Here is a 2,641-nt window from a genome sequence, read left to right on the forward strand (position 1 = left end):
GATTGGGTTAACCGTTCCAATTACGCCTTGACGTGAGCCTGTCGCTGTTTCACAAGTTGTTGTGTTATCCTTACAACCTACAAAGTATGTTGTCGTTGCAGTGATGCTTGGGGCATAACTTGTACCTGTTGTCAATACACTTGTCGAACTCTGACTTGCATACCATTGTACCGTTTGACCTGTCGTACAAGTTGCTGTCAAGTTCACTACACCACTTCCACAAACTGCGCCATTTGTTACATTACTTGAACTTGGTGCGCTTGGAATTGGGTTAACTGTTCCTACAACTGCTTGACGTGAGTTGGTCGCCGTCTCACAAGTCGTAGTATTATCTTTACAACCTACATAATAAGTCGTAGTCGCTGCAATACTTGGTGCGTAGCTGGTGCCTGTCGACAACACTGTAGTCGAGGTCTGACTTGCATACCATTGTACTGTTTGGCCTGTTGAGCATGTTGCACTTAAGTTTACAATTCCACTACCACATCTTGAGTTATTAGTTACATTCCCTGCACTTGGTGCGCTTGGGATTGGATTCACTGTTCCTACTACTGCTTGACGTGAGTTCGCCGCGGTTTCACAAGTTGTTGTATTGTCTTTACAGCCTACATAATAAGTTGTCGTGGCCGTAATACTTGGTGCATAACTTGTGCCTGTTGTCAAGACACTGGTCGAGGTCTGACTTGTGTACCATTGCACCGTTTGTCCTGATGAACATACTGCACTTAAGTTTACTACGCCACTTCCGCAAACTGCGCCACCTTGTACACTTGATGAACTTGGTGCTGGCAAGTTTGGATTTACTGTACCTGTTACTCCTTGACGTGTACCTGCTGTTGTTTCACAAGTTGTTGTGTTGTCTTTACAACCTACATAATAAGTCGTCGTCGCTGTCAAACTTGGTGCATAACTTGTGCCTGTCGTCAACACACTTGTTGAGCTCTGACTTGCATACCATTGTACTGTTTGGCCTGTTGAACAGGTTGCTGTCAAGGTTACTACACCTGCTTCACATCTTGATGCCCCTACTACATTATTCGCACTTGGTGCACTTGGGATTGGGTTAACCGTTCCAATTACGCCTTGACGTGAGCCTGTCTCTGTTTCACAAGTTGTTGTATTGTCTTTGCATCCAACAAAGTATGTTGTCGTTGCAGTGATGCTTGGTGCATAACTTGTACCTGTTGTCAATACACTTGTCGAAGTCTGACTTGCATACCATTGTACTGTTTGACCTGTCGTACAAGTTGCTGTCAAATTCACTACACCACTTCCGCAAACTGCACCATTTGTTACATTACTTGTACTTGGTGCATTTGGAATTGGGTTAACTGTTCCTACTACTGCTTGACGTGAGTTGGTCGCCGTCTCACAAGTCGTAGTATTATCTTTACAACCTACAAAATAGGTCGTCGTCGCTGCAATACTTGGTGCGTAACTAGTACCTGTCGACAACACTGTAGTCGAGGTCTGGCTTGCATACCATTGTACTGTTTGGCCTGTTGAGCATGTTGCACTTAAGTTTACAATTCCACTACCACATCTTGAGTTATTAGTTACATTCCCTGCACTTGGTGCGCTTGGGATTGGATTCACTGTGCCTACTACTGCTTGACGTGAATTTGTCGCTGTTTCACAAGTTGTTGTATTATCTCTACATCCTACAAAATAAGTTGTCGTTGCCGCAATACTTGGTGCGTAGCTTGTACCTGTTGTCAAGACACTGGTCGAGGTCTGACTTGCGTACCATTGTACCGTTTGACCTGATGAACATACTGCACTTAGGTTTACTACTCCACTGCCGCAAACTGCACCTCCTTGTACATTTGATGAACTTGGTGCTGGTAAGTTTGGATTTACTGTACCTGTTACTCCTTGACGTGTTCCTGTTGTCGTTTCACAAGTCGTTGTGTTGTCTTTACAGCCTACATAATAAGTAGTCGTTGCTGTCAAACTTGGGGCATAACTTGTACCTGTTGTCAATACACTTGTTGAGCTCTGACTTGCATACCATTGTACTGTTTGACCAGTTGAACATGTTGCTGTCAAGGTTACTACACCTGCTTCACATCTTGATGCCCCTACTACATTACTTGCACTTGGTGCACTTGGGATTGGGTTAACCGTTCCAATTACGCCTTGACGTGAGCCTGTCGCTGTTTCACATGTTGTTGTGTTATCCTTACATCCAACAAAGTATGTTGTCGTGGCTGTGATGCTTGGTGCATAACTTGTACCTGTTGTCAATACACTTGTTGAACTCTGACTTGCATACCATTGTACTGTTTGACCTGTCGTACAAGTTGCTGTCAAATTCACTACCCCACTTCCGCAAACTGCACCATTCGTTACATTACTTGAACTTGGTGCGCTTGGAATTGGGTTAACTGTTCCTACAACTGTTTGACGTGAGTTGGTCGCCGTCTCACAAGTCGTAGTATTATCTTTACAACCTACATAATAAGTCGTAGTCGCTGCAATACTTGGTGCATAGCTGGTGCCTGTCGACAACACTGTTGTCGAGGTCTGACTTGCATACCATTGTACTGTTTGGCCTGTTGAGCATGTTGCACTTAAGTTTACAATTCCACTACCACATCTTGAGTTATTAGTTACATTCCCTGCACTTGGTGCGCTTGGG

Annotated in this window: 1 protein-coding gene; it reads right to left on the reverse strand. The window is 44.3% G+C overall.

The genetic code is table 11. The features are described 5' to 3' along the window. The coding region (locus BWI92_RS27625; RefSeq protein ID WP_176464566.1) for a hypothetical protein at positions 1-2,641 on the reverse strand (2,641 nt) is incomplete at both ends.

It is taken from the genome of Flectobacillus sp. BAB-3569 (assembly GCF_002270355.1).
Taxonomy (GTDB): Bacteria; Bacteroidota; Bacteroidia; order Cytophagales; family Spirosomataceae; genus Flectobacillus; species Flectobacillus roseus.